The sequence below is a fragment of the Pantoea nemavictus genome (assembly GCF_037479095.1).
GTDB classification, from domain to species: Bacteria; Pseudomonadota; Gammaproteobacteria; order Enterobacterales; family Enterobacteriaceae; genus Pantoea; species Pantoea nemavictus.
The window spans coordinates 2,275,521-2,290,393 of the sequence record NZ_JBBGZW010000001.1; the positions used below are offsets into that span (position 1 = coordinate 2,275,521).

Genomic DNA, 14,873 nt, shown 5'->3' on the forward strand with positions numbered 1-14,873 from the left:
ATGCGTTTTGAAACCATTTCCGTTATCGGACTGGGCTATATTGGGCTGCCAACGGCGGCCGTTTTTGCCTCACGGGGAAAAAAAGTCGTTGGCGTGGATATTAATAGCCGCGCTGTCGAAACCATTAATCGCGGCGATATCCATATCGTTGAACCTGAGCTGGGTGATGTGGTGCGCGACGCGGTGCGAGACGGATATCTGCGCGCCACTACGCAGGCAGAAGCCGCCGATGCTTTTCTGATTGCGGTACCCACGCCGTTTATCGGCGACCATCAACCGGATCTCAGTTATGTGCAGGCCGCCGCGTTGTCCATTGCGCCGGTATTAAAGGCGGGCGATCTGGTGATTCTCGAATCGACGTCGCCAGTCGGCGCAACTGAGCAAATGGCTGAGTGGCTGGCGGCGGCGCGTCCGGACCTGCGCTTTCCGCAGCACGGTGATGCATGCGACGTGTTTATCGCTTACTGTCCGGAGCGCGTATTGCCCGGCAAAGTGATGGTCGAGCTGCTGGAAAACGATCGCGTGATTGGTGGTATGACGCCAGCCTGTTCCGCACGGGCCAGTGAGCTGTACCGCATTTTCCTGCGCGGCGAATGCGTGGAAACCCATGCGCGCACCGCCGAGATGTGCAAACTGACAGAAAATAGCTTTCGCGATGTGAATATCGCGTTTGCCAATGAGCTGTCGCTGATTTGTGCAGAGCAAGGCATCAACGTGTGGGAGCTGATTGCGTTGGCGAATCGCCATCCACGCGTCAATATTCTGCAGCCTGGGCCGGGCGTGGGCGGTCACTGTATTGCCGTCGATCCCTGGTTTATCGTGGCGCAAAATCCCGAGCAGGCGCGACTGATTCGTACCGCGCGTGAAGTGAATGATGCCAAGCCCGGCTGGGTGCTGGATCAGGTAAAACAGGCGCTGGCGGAGTGCCTTACCGCCAGCGGCAAACGCGCCAGCGACGTCACCATTGCCTGCTTTGGGCTGGCCTTCAAACCGAATATTGATGATCTGCGCGAAAGTCCGGCGATGACGGTGGCTCATCTGATTGCCGAATGGCACAGCGGTCAAACCTGGGTGGTTGAACCGCACGTAACGGCCATCCCGCAGCGTCTGGCGCACGAAGCCACGTTAGTCGCAACCGAAGAGGCGCTGCAACAGGCGGATATTCTGGTGATGTTGGTCGATCACGCGCAGTTCCGCGCGGTTGAAGCTACACAGATTGCGCAGCCATGGATCGTCGATACTAAAGGTGTCTGGCGATGAAACAGTATTTGGTTACCGGTGGTGCAGGATTTATCGGTTCGGCGCTGGTACGTTTTCTGATTGAAAACACTGACCATCGCGTTGTGGTGGTCGATAAGCTGAGTTACGCAGGCAATCTGGCCTCGCTGGCGCCGGTACAGCAGGATGCGCGTTTCGCCTTCGAGCAGGTGGATATTTGCGATCGTGCCGAACTGGATCGCGTGATGACGCAGTACCAGCCGGATTGCATCATGCACCTGGCGGCGGAAAGTCATGTCGATCGTTCAATTGACGGCCCAATTGCCTTCGTCGAAACCAATATCGTTGGCACCTATCAACTGCTGGAAGCGGCGCGTCATTACTGGAATGGCATGGCGGATGAGCGCAAAAAAGGCTTTATTCTGCATCACATCTCTACCGACGAAGTGTTTGGCGACCTGCACGGCCGTGACGATTTCTTTACCGAAACGACGCCATATGCGCCAAGTAGCCCTTATTCAGCCACTAAGGCCAGCAGCGATCATCTGGTGCGTGCCTGGCTGCGCACTTATGGTTTGCCGGTGATCATCACCAACTGCTCTAACAATTATGGTCCGTATCATTTCCCGGAGAAGCTGATCCCACTCACCATCATCCATGCGCTGGCCGGTAAACCGTTGCCGGTATATGGCAATGGCAGCCAGATTCGCGACTGGCTGTATGTGGAAGACCATGCGCGAGCGCTTTATCGCGTTGTCAGCAGCGGCAAAGTAGGTGAAACCTACAATATCGGCGGCCATAATGAGCGACGCAATCTTGAGGTGGTGGAAACGCTGTGTGATTTGCTGGATGAACTGGCCTCCCAGCAGCGAGCACCACATCTCGCTCGTTATCGTGACTTAATTACCTTTGTCAGCGATCGTCCCGGACACGACTTACGTTACGCCATCGACGCCAGCAAAATTGCACGTGAGCTTGGCTGGACGCCGCAGGAAACGTTTGAAAGTGGCATTCGCAAAACGGTGCAGTGGTACCTGGCGAATCCACAATGGTGGCAGGCGATTCTTAATGGCAGCTATCGCGGTGAGCGACTGGGCCTGGCCGCACCGCGCTAAACTATCCATTCAGAAGGAGCAGCGATGAAAGGCATCATTTTAGCCGGAGGTTCGGGTACGCGTTTGCATCCGATTACTCGCGCCATCTCGAAGCAGTTGTTGCCGGTATACGACAAGCCGATGATTTACTATCCGCTGTCTGTGCTGATGTTGGCCGGAATTCGCGAAATTCTGATCATTACCACGCCGGAAGATCGCGCTCACTTTGAACGCTTGCTGGGCGATGGCAGCGAATTTGGCATCCAGCTGGCGTATGCCGAACAACCTAGCCCGGACGGGCTGGCGCAGGCATTTATCATTGGTGAATCCTTTATCGGTGACGACCCGTGCTGCCTGGTGCTGGGAGACAATCTTTATTTCGGTCAGGGCTTCAGCCCCAAACTGAAGAAGGTGGCCGCACGCAGCCGCGGCGCTACCGTGTTCGCATATCAGGTGATGGATCCCGAGCGTTTTGGCGTGGTGGAGTTTGATGATGACTTCAACGCGCTCTCAATTGAGGAAAAGCCGCAGCAGCCGAAATCGCGCTGGGCGGTAACGGGCCTCTATTTTTACGATAATCGCGTGGTGGAGTTTGCTAAACAGGTTAAACCTTCCGCGCGGGGTGAGCTGGAAATTACCGCTATCAACCAGATGTACCTCGATCAGGGTGAGCTATCTGTTGAGCTATTGGGCCGTGGTTTTGCCTGGCTGGATACCGGAACACATGACAGCCTGATTGAGGCGAGCATGTTTGTGCAGACGGTTGAAAAACGCCAGGGGTTTAAAATTGCCTGCCTGGAAGAGATTGCATGGCGCAACGGCTGGCTAAGCGACGCACAGTTGCTGGCAGCAGCACAGGCGCTCACCAAAACCGGCTACGGCCAGTACCTGCTGGATGTTCATCATGCCCGTCCGCGTCAATATTAATCCCCTTACGTGGGAAAATGACTTCTTCGGCCAGAACAGCGCTCGTTTAACGCTGGATGGCGATCTGCCGCTGGCGGAAGCGCTTGAACAGCCGTATGCGCTGTGGCAAACCAAAGTGCCTGCTGAGCGTGTTGAGGTGATCGATGCGTTGAGCCAACACGGCTTTCAGTTGGTTGAAGGTGAAGCCGACCTCGCCATCGGTATCAAACTTACCGAGCGGCAAACCGGGGTGCGCATCGCGCGGGAAGCGCAAATCCCAGCATTGCGAGCCGCCGCAGCGCAGGCGTTTAGCCAAAGCCGCTTTCGCGCGCCGTGGTTTGATGCGGCTGACAGCGGGCGTTTCTATGCGCAGTGGATTGAGAACGCCGTGCGCGGCACCTTCGATAACCAATGCCTGGTAGCCTGCAATGAGCAGGGCGCGCTGCAGGGTTTCGTTTCAATGCGCGAACTCGACGGCGATATGCGTATTGGTCTGCTAGCGGTATTGCCCGACGCGCAAGGTTGTGGCGTGGGCCAGCGTTTACTGCTCGCTGCCGCTGACTGGGGCCGCGTGCGCCAGCTTGCGCATCTGCGCGTAGCCACCCAGCTCAGCAATCTCGCGGCGATGCGCCTCTATTTACGCAGCGGTGCGCGGCTGGAAAGCACCGCTTACTGGTTCTACAGGAAAGCCACATGATCCCCTTTAATGCACCGCCGATTGTCGGCAGCGAAGTTGAATACATGCAGTCGGCGATGGCCAGCGGCAAACTGTGCGGTGACGGCGGCTTTACTCGTCGCTGTCAGCAGTGGATGGAGCAACATTTTGGCAGCAAAAAAGTGTTGCTGACGCCGTCGTGCACCGCGTCGCTGGAGATGGCCGGGCTGCTGATCGATCTGCAGCCCGGCGATGAAGTGATCATGCCGAGCTACACCTTCGTCTCCACCGCCAATGCCTTTGTGCTGCGCGGCGCGACCATTGTGTTTGTCGATGTGCGTCCCGATACGATGAATATCGACGAAACCTTGATTGAAGCAGCGATCACGCCGAAAACCCGCGCTATCGTGCCGGTACATTACGCGGGCGTGGCCTGCGAAATGGACAGCATCATGGCACTGGCAGCGAAGCATAAACTCTATGTGATCGAAGATGCCGCGCAGGGTGTGATGTCGCAGTACAAAGGACGCGCGCTCGGCACCATCGGTCATATTGGCTGCTTCAGCTTCCACGAAACCAAAAACTACACCGCGGGCGGTGAAGGCGGGGCGACGCTGATCAATGAGGCGCAGCTGGTAGAGCGTGCTGAGATCATTCGCGAAAAGGGCACCAACCGCAGCCAGTTTTTCCGTGGTCAGGTGGATAAATATACCTGGCGCGATATCGGCTCCAGCTATTTGATGGCGGATCTGCAAGCGGCCTATTTGTGGGCGCAGCTGGAAGCGGCGGAGCATATTAATCAGCAGCGCTTGCGCCTATGGCAGCGCTATTATGATGCGCTGCAACCGCTGGCAGCAGCCGGTCGTATTGAACTGCCGGTGGTGCCGGAGCATTGCCAACACAATGCGCACATGTTCTACATCAAACTGCGCGACAGCAACGATCGTCAGGCACTGATCAACTGGATGAAAGAAGCGGAAATCCTCACGGTGTTTCACTACATCCCGCTGCACTCATCGCCGGCGGGTGAACGCTTTGGCCGCTTCCACGGTGAGGATGTGTTTACCACCGCTGAAAGTGAGCGCCTGCTGCGTCTGCCCTTGTTCTATAACCTCTCAGATAATAACCAGCGCACGGTGATCAGTTCGCTGTTGAGTTTCTTTGCCTGATGTCGTTAGCCAAAGCCTCAGTCTGGACCGCCTCCTCCACGCTGATAAAAATCGTTGCCGGCTTGTTGGTGGTGAAGCTGCTAGCGGTCAGTTTTGGACCGGAAGGTATCGGGCAGGCGGGTAACTTCCGCCAGTTAATCACCGTACTCGGCGTGCTGGCAGGCGCGGGTATCTTCAACGGCGTCACCACTCTGGTGGCGCAGCATCAGCAACAGCCGCAACAATTACGTGCGGTCACCGGCACGGCGTCGGCGATGGTGCTGGGCTTTTCTACGCTGTTGGCGCTGGTTTTTTTACTGGCGGCACGGCCCATTAGCGCGGCGCTATTTGGTCATGCTGAATACGAAAATGTGGTGCGCATTGTCGCCTTTCTCCAGCTCGGCATTGCCTGGGCTAACCTGACCCTGGCGCTGCTAAAAGGTTTTCGCGATGCGCGCGGTAATGCGCTGGCGCTTATCGCTGGAAGCCTGATTGGCGTGCTTGGTTATGTATTGTGCTGGTGGCTGGGCGGTTACGCCGGTGCGCTGGTCGGTTTGGCGCTGGTACCGGCGCTGGTCGTCTTTCCTGCCCTGATCATGCTGCGACGCCATCGCGACGTATTACCGCTGAGCTGGCTTAAGCCCACATGGCAGCCCGAGCTGGCGCGTAATTTGGCGAAGTTTACGCTGATGGCGCTGATTACCTCATTCACCTTGCCGGTAGCGTGGGTGATGATGCGAAATTTGCTGGCAGAACAGCAAGGTTGGGCGCAGGTCGGCTTATGGCAGGGCGTTACCAGCATCTCCGATGCCTATTTGCAGTTTATCACCGCCACCTTTAGCGTCTGGTTGCTGCCTACGCTGGCGCGTCTGGAAACTAAGCCGCAGATAGCGCGTGAAATTGGCCGTGCGCTGCGCTTTGTTTTGCCAGCCGTCGCCGCTGCCAGTTTCTGCGTGTGGCTGCTACGCGATGTAGCTATCTGGCTGCTGTTTTCGCCGCAGTTCAGCGCCATGCGTGACCTTTTTGTCTGGCAGTTGTGTGGTGACGTCTTTAAAGTCGGCGCCTATGTTTTCGGATATCTGGTGATCGCCAAAGCGTCGCTGCGCTTTTATATTCTGACTGAAATTAGCCAGTTTGCGCTGCTAACCGGCTTCTCCCATTGGCTGATTCCGCTGCACGGTACCGCTGGAGCCGCGCAGGCTTATATGGCCACCTACGTACTCTATTTCGCCCTTTGCTGTGGCACCTTCTTGATTTATTGCCGGAAAAAATGACTTTATTTCACGTGTTGGGATCGGATATCCCGCATCACAATCATACGGTGCTGCGTTTCTTTAATGACGTGATGAGCGCCGAGATGCCTGGCGATACGCCGCGTCAATTTATGGTGGTTGCCAGCGCGCCAGAAACGCTGCATGCCTATTCGTCACTGCAGATTGAAACCTTCACCAGTAAGCGTGCATTGGCGCAGGCGGTGGTGGCGCGCGCAGCCGATCGTTCGCAGCGCTTCTTCTTTCATGGCCAGTTCAATCCGGGCATTTGGCTGGCGTTACTGAGCGGCAAACTGCGCCGTCAGCAGGCGTTCTGGCATGTGTGGGGCGCGGATCTCTATGAAGAAGGACGCGGGCTCAAGTATCAGCTGTTTTATCTGCTGCGCCGCCTGGCACAGGGGCGCGTAGCGCAAGTATTTGCTACGCGAGGTGATTTGCACCATTACCAGCAACGACATCCGCGCGTTCCGGCTTCACTGCTCTATTTCCCGACGCGCATGCCAGATATGGCAATCCCCGCGTCGCTGGAAACCTGTGATTTCACCATCCTGCTTGGTAACTCTGGCGATCGCAGTAATCACCACATTGCCGGTCTGGAGGCGATTCGTGCGCAGTTTGGCGAACGGGTAAAAATTGTGGTGCCGCTCGGCTATCCGGAAAACAATCATGGCTACATTGACGAAATTGCTGCGGCCGCACAGCGCTTGTTTCCGGCGGGGCAGGTCACTTTGCTGCGCGACAAGATCGACTTTGGTGCCTATCTGACATTGCTTAGCCGCTGCCAGCTCGGCTATTTTATGTTCGAACGTCAGCAAGGCATTGGCACACTTTGTCTGCTGATTCAGGCTGATATTCCCTTCGTGCTGAACCGCAAAAATCCGTTCTGGCGCGATCTCAGTGAACAAGGCTTGCCGGTATTGTTTAGTGAAGATGCGCTGGATGCGGCCAGTATCGCTGAAGCTCAGCGGCAACTGAAGCAGTGTGATAAATCATCGATTGCCTTCTTTGCCCCGGGTTATCTGGCAGGCTGGCGCGATGCGTTAACCCTGAGTGAAAGGAAATGAACATGAGCCTGATGCAGTTTAGTGGTCTGCTGGTGGTTTATCTGTTTTCGCTGGGTTTCATTCTGACTTTAACCTGGCGAGAATTTAAACGGGTGCGCTTCAATTTCCACCTGTTCTTTACCATTCTCTTTTTACTGACCTTCTATTTTGGCTTCCCGCTGACCAGCGTGCTGGTGTTCCGCTTTAACGTCGCGGTGGTGCCAGCGGAATATCTGCTGCAGGCGCTGCTGGCCGCCACCAGTTTTTATGCCATCTATTACGTCAGCTACAAGGTACGGCTGCGGCCGGCTAATGCGCCAGCGCGCAAACCCTGGCTGGAAATGAACCGGGTTGAAACCCATCTAACCTGCCTGCTGCTGGCGCTGGTGGCCATTGGCACCGTAACAGTGTTCTTTATGCACAATGGCTTGCTGTTGTTCAGGCTGTCGGCGTACAACCAGATTTTCTCCAGTGAAGTGTCCGGCGTGGCGCTCAAGCGCTTCTTCTATTTCTTTATTCCGGCGATGTTGATTCGTTACTTCCTCAAGCCAACGCAGCGCCAGTGGCTGTGGTTTTTGCTGGTATCGGTCGCATTTGGATTACTGACCTACGCGCTGGTGGGCGGCACGCGCGCCAATATTATTATCGCTTTTGCGCTGTTTCTGTTTATCGGTATTACGCGTGGCTGGATCACCTTGTGGATGCTGGTCGGCGCCGGCGTGATGGCGATTGGCGGCATGTTTTGGCTGGCGTTGCGTCGCTACAACCTTGATGTGGTGGGTGATGAGGCGTTTTACACCTTCCTTTATCTGACGCGCGATACCTTCTCGCCTTGGGAAAATCTGGCACTGTTACTGCAAAACTACGACAAAATCGATTTTCAAGGATTGGCGCCGATTTGGCGTGATTTCTACGTGTTCATTCCCAGCTGGATGTGGCCAGGGCGTCCATCAATGATTTTGAACAGCGCCAATTACTTTACCTGGGAAGTGTTAAACAACCATTCTGGCTTAGCTATTTCACCTACGCTGCTTGGTTCGCTGCTGGTGATGGGGGGCGTGTGGTTTATCCCGATCGGCGCGGTTGCCGTGGGCCTGCTCATGAAGGGCTTTGATAACCTTTATCTGTATGGTCGCGATACCAGTAACCGATATAGCGGGGCGATTTTGCAGAGTTTTTGCTTCGGCGCGGTATTTAACATGATCGTGCTGGCACGTGAAGGGCTGGATGCTTTTGGCTCGCGCGTGGTGTTCTTTTGTCTGATTTTTGCTGCCTGCATGTGGGTGGCTAAATTGTTGTACTGGCTGTTGGCGCGCGCGGGGCTAATTCGTCCGCGCAGCGAGCCGGTTTTACACAGCCCCTCTTAACTTCTGGGCACAACGGGAAATTCATACCATGGAAACCGATAAGCCGCGCTATAGCCTGCGCGGAGTCGATCTTCACGCCTTCAACGATATGGCGAGCTTTCTGCGCTTTCTTTTGCCTGATGGTAAGCCGCGCAGCGGCACATTGGTGGCGATAAATGCTGAGAAAATGCTGACGCTGGAAGAGGATGCGCAGTTACGCTCGTTGATTGCTGAGGCAGAATTCAAATATCCGGACGGCATCAGCATCGTCCGCTCGCTGCGCAAAAAATATCCCCAACTGCAGGTCAATCGCATCGCGGGCGCGGATCTTTGGGAAGCGCTGATGGAGCATGCTGGGCGCAGCGGCATTCCAGTCTTTCTGATTGGTGGACGTCAGGCAGTGTTGCAGGAAACCTGCGACAAGCTGCGTCGGCAGTGGAATGTGAATATCGTTGGCAGTCAGGATGGTTACTTTGCCCCTGAAGATCGCGAGGCGCTGTTTGCCCGTATTGCGGCAAGCGGCGCGCAGATTGTTACGGTAGCGCAGGGTTCGCCGCGTCAGGAGTTGCTGATGCGTGATTGCCGCGCATATTGGCCGCATGCGCTCTATATGGGCGTGGGTGGCACTTATGATGTTTTCACTGGGCACGTTCAGCGCGCGCCAATCTGGTGGCAAAAATCCGGGTTGGAATGGCTTTATCGTCTCATTCGTCAACCTTCACGCTGGCGTCGCCAATTAAAGCTGCTGAAATATTTACGCTACCATTGGCGCGGCGATCTCTGAAATTGCTGATTTTTCCAGCAGAGTTGACAGGGTAAGCGCCTCAAACTGCAGTAATTATCGATGGAATGCACAAAGCGTAATCAAACGCGTTTTTTTTATAAAAAAGGGCTGGACAGCATGAGGTCAAGCCCGTAGTATGCCCATCCGCAACGGCGCTACGCGCCCGTAGCTCAGCTGGATAGAGCGCTGCCCTCCGGAGGCAGAGGTCTCAGGTTCGAATCCTGTCGGGCGCGCCATTTAGTTTGTGCGCAAGAGCTTCGGTGGTTGGTTTAACCGCGTTATGCAGTGAATTTACGTAAGCGTGACACGTTTACGCACCAGATTTATGGTGGCTATAGCTCAGTTGGTAGAGCCCTGGATTGTGATTCCAGTTGTCGTGGGTTCGAGTCCCATTAGCCACCCCAGATTTTGCTCGGTCACGCGATGGTGGCGGAATTGGTAGACGCGCTAGCTTCAGGTGTTAGTGTTCTTACGGACGTGAGGGTTCAAGTCCCTCCCTTCGCACCAGGCAAAATTACGCAGTAGCGGTAAGAAGTAAAAAATCGGCGAGTAGCGCAGCTTGGTAGCGCAACTGGTTTGGGACCAGTGGGTCGGAGGTTCGAATCCTCTCTCGCCGACCATATTCGAAAAGCCTGCTTGAGAAAGCAGGCTTTTTTCGTTTCTTCCCGCCAAACGCGCCTCACTTCGTAATTAACGCTCCCCGAACGCACCATTCTGCGCTTTGTCGCTATTAAGCAACATCTAACCCTTTGATTTTTAATAGCATGACAATTCCTTGCATTGCTTGTCTCTCTGCAGAGACAGCTTTTAACGCTTTCGTCGTGATTTGCCGACAGTTATGCGTACACCATCGGTTTATCTTACTGATATAAAATAACTTATTATGTAATCTGCAGTTTTGGCACAGCTTGTGCAATACTATTCCTGTAGATGCTCATTCCACCTCTTATGTTTGCTGATGCTACATAAACCTGGGAATGATGCAGAGCCCCTTACGGCATCCGTTGTCCAGCCTGGCAGTATTTGCGCACGCTTTACTGCAGTAAGAAGGACATTACGTTGAGTCGGATGCCATCAGTTGTCTTAATGACCTGATCTTACACCTGCTTATGGCAGGTGTTTTTTTATCTACGTTTGCCACAGGCGAAAAAAAAGCCGGGACAAGCCCGGCGTGCACAAAAGTAACAATCGTATAATCAGGTGCTGGGATTGGTCTTCAGCGTGAGTAACAAGCCTTCCCGACGCATTTTCGCGGCGTCTTCCGGGCGATGCAGACGATCGTAAACATCCGCCAACCAGGCATAATCAAAGGCATCCGGTCGCTGCGCTAACGCTTGCTGGAATGCCTCTGCCGCCTGCTGCCATTCACCATGACGCATCAGCATCTGACCCAGCGTACTGTGCAACAGTGGCGTAGCGCCGTGCTGTTTAATCTGCTGGCGCAGTGCTTTCTCTAGCGATTGCGGATCGCCGCTTTTAATACGCGGCATCAGCAGCACCAGACGATCGTCATACTGGCGTTTCAGGCCGTCCAGCACGATGCTTTGCGCCGTATCCGGGTCGTCACACTCAATCAGATGTTCCGCCATCGCCACTTGCAGTGCGGTTTCCTGACGCGTTTTACGACTCTGGTCCTGCCACCACTTTTTCAAGCCGTCGCTACCCTGATCGGCCATCGCCTGATTCATCAGGCCCAGCCAGGCTTGCTGCTGCAATGCGTCGCGCTGTGCTTCATCGTTGATTTGCACTTTTTGCATTGCAGGCAAGATATCGAGCAGTGCACCCCACGCGCCGGTACGTACATAGGCTTGTTCTGCCAGACGAAGCACTTCCGGATGGCGAGGCGCCACTTCCAGCAGGCGGTCGACGCCGTGACGAGCAGCATGATCTTCATTACGCGCTAATTGCAGACGCACGCGGGTGATTTCAACCGGAATGGTATCGTTCACCGACAACTCGGCGGCACGCTCCAGATGCTGATTAGCGCGAATTTCATCACCACGTTGCTGTGCCGCTTCCGCAGCCAGCAAGTAGTTTGCGACCGGCTGATCGGCGTGATCGGCATTTTTCGACAGCAGTTTTTCTGCCTGCTTGAAATCGCCCTCTGCTAGCTTCATCAGCGCGCTTTGCGTGTGACGCTGCGCGCTACGACGCTTGCGGCCCGTAAACCAGCCGCGCGTGCGTGCGCCAGTGCGGAACAGGCGACGCAGAATCCACTCGACTAACAAAATTACCAGCAGGCTGAGGATCAAGATAATCGCCAGTCCCGTCACACTGGTTTCGATGTTCCAGTTGTCGGTCTGAATCAGCACATAGCCTTGATGGCCAGCAACTATCGGCCCGATTACAATGCCCGCAATCAGCAGCAGGAAAAGCACCAATACTTTAAGCATGGTTAGCCTCCCTGCTGGTCAGCGGCAACCGATGGCTGAGCCAGCAAATTACGCACACGGGTTTGCATCAGTTTTTCCAGCAGCGGCTGACTTTCCAGCGTGTCCGGCACATCCATCGAAATGCTTTGCTGGCTCAGTTCATCTAACTGAGCGAGGAAGGCTTTGGTGGCGGCATCATTGGTGTCGTACCAGGCGCGTACCCAGGTTGAGACGGCATCAATAGACTGTTTATAAATTTCGTCCTGATGACGCGGTACAGCCTGAGCAGCAATGAGCAGACGCGAACGGATGTTTTCACGCAGGTAAACGTCCTGATTGGGTGCCAGCAGCGGCTGTGCGGTGTTATCGCGACGACGGATGGTGATGAAATCATCCATAAAGTTATGCCAGCTTTTCACCAGGTTTTGTCGCCACTCGTGCAGTGAGCTAGAGAGCTCACCGCCATCGGCATCCATCGGTGAATCATCGCTGTCGTTATCGGCCAGGCGCAGATTATCAACGCCGTTCGACAGCTGATTGAGCTTGAGAATAGTGCCGTCATAATCAACCTGGCTGACTGCGGAGAGCGAGCTGATATCCTGCGTCAACGCACGACGCACGTTCATCACACTTGGATCGTTCATATCCGCCAGGCTGGTATCGGCACTTTTCAGTAACGCTGCTGCGGTAGTGACATCCTGATCGCTCCACAGTTTGCGGCCCGCCAGTTTGACGAGGTAATCCGCCTGAGCCAGCAGCCAGGTGCGGGTATCGTTACCCGAAATGGTGGCGACTTTATCACGCAGGGTTTCCAGCTCTTTAGCACTGTTGTCCTGCTGCGTGCGCGTCTCTTGTAAGGCGCTGTTGGCGCTCTCCAGTTGTTGCGTCAGCTGCTGTTTATCGCTGCCTAGTTGCTGCTGCAAGGCGCTCAGCTGCTCAGTCAGATTCTGATTAGTTTGAGCCTGTAAATCGGCCTGGTGTTTCCCATTGAGGTAAAGTCCCGCCCCAATCGCCAGCGCAATGACAATCGCCACCGCACTCAGCACCTTGCCATCGCTCTTTTTATCGCGAGGAGGCTTGGTTGCTGGAGAGGGAGAATTGTCCGCTGGGGTGGTTTCTTCAACCATGGCGGAGGAGGCTTTTTGTTCCGTCATTATGGCTCATCCCATTGTTAAGTTCAGCGTAACGCGCGCAGCAGCGCATCGTTATCGGCACCATCGGCTACATCAATGTCCTGCCAGCCTAATTCAGCGGCTTGCGTAGCCAAACGTTCACTGACGACTACAAGCCGACAGTGCAGTAACCATTCCCGTCGATCAATCGGCGGAAACAGAGAAAAGAGTTGTTGTAACATTTCACCGCTGGTGACCACCAGCGTTGTAATCCCGCGATCGCGCCAGCGGCGGCCTTCAATCGCGCCGTTATAGTGTTTTTCACAGCGCTGATAACACTCGCAATACTGCACTTCAGCACCGCGTTCAATCAGCGTTTCTGCCAGTAATTCGCGGCCTGGGCTGCCCCGCAGAATTAACGCGCGTTTGCCGTTTACCTGCTGCAAACGATTCAGACGCACCAGTTCTTCACTGGTCTCCCGCGCATGAGGATAGTCTACTTTCAGATTACTGACGGTGTGTAACGCCAACGCGGTGCTGCGACCGATAGCATAATAGTTGAGTGCTTCGGGCCATGCTGTGGTGTGGTGCTGTAAAGCGGGTTGGGCGAAGGTCACGACCTGCTGCGATAGCAAAAATACCAGATCGCCCGGCTGCAGTGCGGCAAGTTGATGCGGCAGATGTTGAAGATCGCGACCCGGCGTGAATTCAATGAGCGGAAAACTCCATGCCAGCTTCCCCAGGTTTCGCAAGCGCGAAACCAGTTCGGTAGCAGCCGGTTCCGGACGGGTCACGAGGATGGTCATGCGGGAGGTTGTCCCTGATAAACTTCACGCAAAATGTCGCGCGCGCCACCATCAAGCAGCTCTTCAGCTAACGAAATGCCCATTTGTTCGGCCTGATCGCGTGGACCACGACGCTCGCCTACCACCATCTGATTGCCGTCAGGTGAACCGACTAAACCACGCAGCCATAACTGATCGTCTTCCAGTACCGCGAAGCTACCGATCGGCACCTGACAACCGCCTTCCAGCCGCGTGTTCATCGCGCGTTCAGCGCGCACGCACACGGCGGTATCATCGTGATTCAGCGCCTGCAGCAGCGTAATCAATTGCGCATCATCAACACGGCATTCGATGCCGACAGCGCCCTGGCCAACGGCAGGCAATGAGATCTCTGCGGGCATCGCCTGGCGGATGCGATCTTCCAGGCCTAAACGCTTCAGTCCTGCCGCAGCAAGAATGATGGCGTCGTATTCCCCGGCATCGAGTTTACCGAGACGGGTTCCAACGTTGCCGCGCAGCGAACGGATGACTAAATCTGGACGACGCGCGCTAATCTGGCACTGGCGACGCAGGCTGGAGGTACCGACCACCGCGCCCTGCGGCAGTTCATCAATGCTGTGGTAACGATTAGAGACAAAAGCATCGCGTGGATCTTCACGCTCGCAAATGGTCACCAGACCGAGCCCTTGCGGAAAATCGATCGGCACATCCTTCATCGAGTGCACGGCAAGATCGGCACGGTCTTCCAGCATTGCCAACTCAAGCTCTTTGACAAAAAGCCCTTTGCCGCCCACTTTGGCCAGCGGCGTATCAAGGATGACATCACCTTTCGTGACCATCGGCAGCAGCTCTACCTGTAGCCCCGGATGGGCTGCCATCAGGCGCTGTTGGACATATTGTGCCTGCCACAGAGCGAGAGGACTTTGTCTGGTAGCAATTCTGAAAATTTTGTTTAACATGCTGTTAACCATTTTGATCGTTCATCGAATATCCTATCATTGATAGGGGAATGCTGTCAGTTTCAACGGATTGAAAAGGCCGCGATGTCAGACTCAGCCTGAAATAATCAGGATCTCAGTCTGAAGTCGAAGTCTGAAAAAAGCAGGGCTACGTTCGGAACATGCTAAACTGTTAAGTAG

The 14,873-nt window shown here is 55.0% G+C and carries 13 protein-coding genes and 4 tRNA genes; 13 read left to right on the forward strand and 4 right to left on the reverse strand.

The features are described from left to right. The 13 genes from wecC (at position 1) to WH298_RS10450 (ending at position 10,085) form a co-directional block, all read left to right on the forward strand. A complete protein-coding gene (wecC, locus tag WH298_RS10390) occupies positions 1-1,260 on the forward strand; it encodes a UDP-N-acetyl-D-mannosamine dehydrogenase (protein ID WP_049852306.1) in 1,260 nt (419 codons plus the stop codon). Then, on the forward strand, positions 1,257-2,333 hold the full coding sequence (gene rffG, locus WH298_RS10395) for a dTDP-glucose 4,6-dehydratase (protein WP_180822811.1): 1,077 nt from the start codon (positions 1,257-1,259) through the stop codon (positions 2,331-2,333). Before wecC ends, rffG begins: the two co-directional genes overlap by 4 nt. A 24-nt stretch (positions 2,334-2,357) precedes the next feature. Then, complete coding sequence (gene rfbA, locus WH298_RS10400; protein ID WP_180822812.1) at positions 2,358-3,239, forward strand: glucose-1-phosphate thymidylyltransferase RfbA; 882 nt, start codon at positions 2,358-2,360, stop codon at positions 3,237-3,239. After that, positions 3,217-3,915 carry a dTDP-4-amino-4,6-dideoxy-D-galactose acyltransferase gene (rffC, locus tag WH298_RS10405; RefSeq protein WP_180822813.1) on the forward strand — a complete coding sequence of 233 codons (699 nt, stop codon included), beginning with the start codon at positions 3,217-3,219 and terminating at the stop codon, positions 3,913-3,915. Before rfbA ends, rffC begins: the two co-directional genes overlap by 23 nt. Continuing rightward, positions 3,912-5,042 (forward strand): dTDP-4-amino-4,6-dideoxygalactose transaminase, encoded by a 1,131-nt coding sequence (rffA, locus tag WH298_RS10410; RefSeq protein ID WP_180822814.1) that lies wholly within the window; start codon positions 3,912-3,914, stop codon positions 5,040-5,042. The genes rffC and rffA overlap by 4 nt, the downstream gene beginning before the upstream one ends. Then, entirely contained in the window at positions 5,042-6,295 is a 1,254-nt protein-coding gene (gene wzxE, locus WH298_RS10415) for a lipid III flippase WzxE (RefSeq protein WP_180822815.1), read from the forward strand. Before rffA ends, wzxE begins: the two co-directional genes overlap by 1 nt. After that, positions 6,292-7,356: a TDP-N-acetylfucosamine:lipid II N-acetylfucosaminyltransferase gene (gene wecF / locus WH298_RS10420; protein WP_180822816.1), complete on the forward strand. Its 1,065-nt coding sequence runs from the start codon at positions 6,292-6,294 to the stop codon at positions 7,354-7,356. Before wzxE ends, wecF begins: the two co-directional genes overlap by 4 nt. Before the next feature lie 2 nt (positions 7,357-7,358). Next, a complete protein-coding gene (gene wzyE / locus WH298_RS10425; RefSeq protein ID WP_009127825.1) occupies positions 7,359-8,702 on the forward strand; it encodes an ECA oligosaccharide polymerase in 1,344 nt (447 codons plus the stop codon). Between the two features lie 28 nt (positions 8,703-8,730). After that, the gene (wecG, locus tag WH298_RS10430) at positions 8,731-9,465 is read left to right on the forward strand and encodes a lipopolysaccharide N-acetylmannosaminouronosyltransferase (RefSeq protein ID WP_180822817.1); all 735 of its coding nucleotides are present in this window, start codon (positions 8,731-8,733) and stop codon (positions 9,463-9,465) included. A gap of 159 nt (positions 9,466-9,624) precedes the next feature. Then, positions 9,625-9,701 (forward strand) — tRNA-Arg (locus tag WH298_RS10435). Positions 9,702-9,793: 92 nt separating this feature from the next. Then, a tRNA-His gene (locus WH298_RS10440) sits at positions 9,794-9,869 on the forward strand. A 16-nt stretch (positions 9,870-9,885) separates the two neighbouring features. After that, positions 9,886-9,972 (forward strand) — tRNA-Leu (locus WH298_RS10445). 36 nt (positions 9,973-10,008) lie between these two features. Further along, positions 10,009-10,085 (forward strand) — tRNA-Pro (locus WH298_RS10450). A 576-nt stretch (positions 10,086-10,661) separates the two neighbouring features. On the opposite strand, the gene hemY is transcribed toward WH298_RS10450, so the two are convergent. Genes hemY through hemC form a run of 4 tightly spaced genes read right to left on the reverse strand, consistent with a single transcriptional unit; the run spans position 10,662 to position 14,693 of the window. Further along, positions 10,662-11,858 (reverse strand): protoheme IX biogenesis protein HemY, encoded by a 1,197-nt coding sequence (gene hemY, locus WH298_RS10455; RefSeq protein ID WP_180822818.1) that lies wholly within the window; start codon positions 11,856-11,858, stop codon positions 10,662-10,664. A 2-nt stretch (positions 11,859-11,860) separates the two neighbouring features. After that, positions 11,861-12,991 carry a uroporphyrinogen-III C-methyltransferase gene (gene hemX, locus WH298_RS10460; RefSeq protein WP_009127830.1) on the reverse strand — a complete coding sequence of 377 codons (1,131 nt, stop codon included), beginning with the start codon at positions 12,989-12,991 and terminating at the stop codon, positions 11,861-11,863. Positions 12,992-13,014: 23 nt separating this feature from the next. Continuing rightward, complete coding sequence (gene hemD, locus WH298_RS10465) at positions 13,015-13,755, reverse strand: uroporphyrinogen-III synthase (protein ID WP_180822819.1); 741 nt, start codon at positions 13,753-13,755, stop codon at positions 13,015-13,017. Continuing rightward, complete coding sequence (gene hemC / locus WH298_RS10470; protein WP_180822820.1) at positions 13,752-14,693, reverse strand: hydroxymethylbilane synthase; 942 nt, start codon at positions 14,691-14,693, stop codon at positions 13,752-13,754. Before hemC ends, hemD begins: the two co-directional genes overlap by 4 nt. Positions 14,694-14,873 lie beyond the last annotated feature (180 nt).

Excerpts from the sequence above, each read along its gene's own strand:
- wecC (WP_049852306.1), top strand. The coding sequence starts at position 1 with ATGCGTTTTGAAACCATTTCCGTTATCGGACTGGGCTATATTGGGCTG.
- rffG (WP_180822811.1), top strand. The coding sequence starts at position 1,257 with ATGAAACAGTATTTGGTTACCGGTGGTGCAGGATTTATCGGTTCGGCG.
- rfbA (WP_180822812.1), top strand. The coding sequence starts at position 2,358 with ATGAAAGGCATCATTTTAGCCGGAGGTTCGGGTACGCGTTTGCATCCG.
- rffC (WP_180822813.1), top strand. The coding sequence starts at position 3,217 with ATGCCCGTCCGCGTCAATATTAATCCCCTTACGTGGGAAAATGACTTC.
- rffA (WP_180822814.1), top strand. The coding sequence starts at position 3,912 with ATGATCCCCTTTAATGCACCGCCGATTGTCGGCAGCGAAGTTGAATAC.
- wzxE (WP_180822815.1), top strand. The coding sequence starts at position 5,042 with ATGTCGTTAGCCAAAGCCTCAGTCTGGACCGCCTCCTCCACGCTGATA.
- wecF (WP_180822816.1), top strand. The coding sequence starts at position 6,292 with ATGACTTTATTTCACGTGTTGGGATCGGATATCCCGCATCACAATCAT.
- wzyE (WP_009127825.1), top strand. The coding sequence starts at position 7,359 with ATGAGCCTGATGCAGTTTAGTGGTCTGCTGGTGGTTTATCTGTTTTCG.
- wecG (WP_180822817.1), top strand. The coding sequence starts at position 8,731 with ATGGAAACCGATAAGCCGCGCTATAGCCTGCGCGGAGTCGATCTTCAC.
- hemY (WP_180822818.1), bottom strand. The coding sequence starts at position 11,858 with ATGCTTAAAGTATTGGTGCTTTTCCTGCTGCTGATTGCGGGCATTGTA.
- hemX (WP_009127830.1), bottom strand. The coding sequence starts at position 12,991 with ATGACGGAACAAAAAGCCTCCTCCGCCATGGTTGAAGAAACCACCCCA.
- hemD (WP_180822819.1), bottom strand. The coding sequence starts at position 13,755 with ATGACCATCCTCGTGACCCGTCCGGAACCGGCTGCTACCGAACTGGTT.
- hemC (WP_180822820.1), bottom strand. The coding sequence starts at position 14,693 with ATGTTAAACAAAATTTTCAGAATTGCTACCAGACAAAGTCCTCTCGCT.